The following is a 359-nucleotide window of genomic DNA, read 5'->3' as shown; positions in this document are numbered from 1 at the left end:
ATGATTATATTATTTCCCAAATTAAAATCAACTGCATCGGGATCTCCTATTTCGTTTAAATCCCCATTAATGTTAATCCAGGCTCCCTGATCATTATCATCGTTATTATTACCAAGAATAAAGTTGGTTAAATTCATAACATTGGAGGTCCCCACTTGATAAGCCGAAATTCTCAGCACATTCTCATCATTTCTATCCCCTCCAATGGCATTATTTCCTAATATTAAATTAGAGACACCTTGCTGATCAGCATAAAAATCAAAATTATTGTCATCGTTGTTTACTCCCCCATTCATTAGACTACTAATCAAGTTTGCACTTTGGATAATATTAGATTCACCATCCTGATGCGCATGAAA

1 protein-coding gene is annotated in these 359 nt (G+C 34.3%); it reads right to left on the bottom strand.

Annotation, left to right across the window (positions count from 1 at the left end):
- A partial coding sequence (locus E1171_RS23110) for a hypothetical protein (protein ID WP_187696088.1) occupies positions 1 to 359 on the bottom strand: 359 nt, incomplete at both ends.

Origin of the sequence: Xanthovirga aplysinae (assembly GCF_009711365.1) — a bacterium.
Lineage (GTDB): Bacteria > Bacteroidota > Bacteroidia > Cytophagales > Cyclobacteriaceae > Xanthovirga > Xanthovirga aplysinae.
This window is presented reverse-complemented; position numbering and strand designations above follow the sequence as displayed.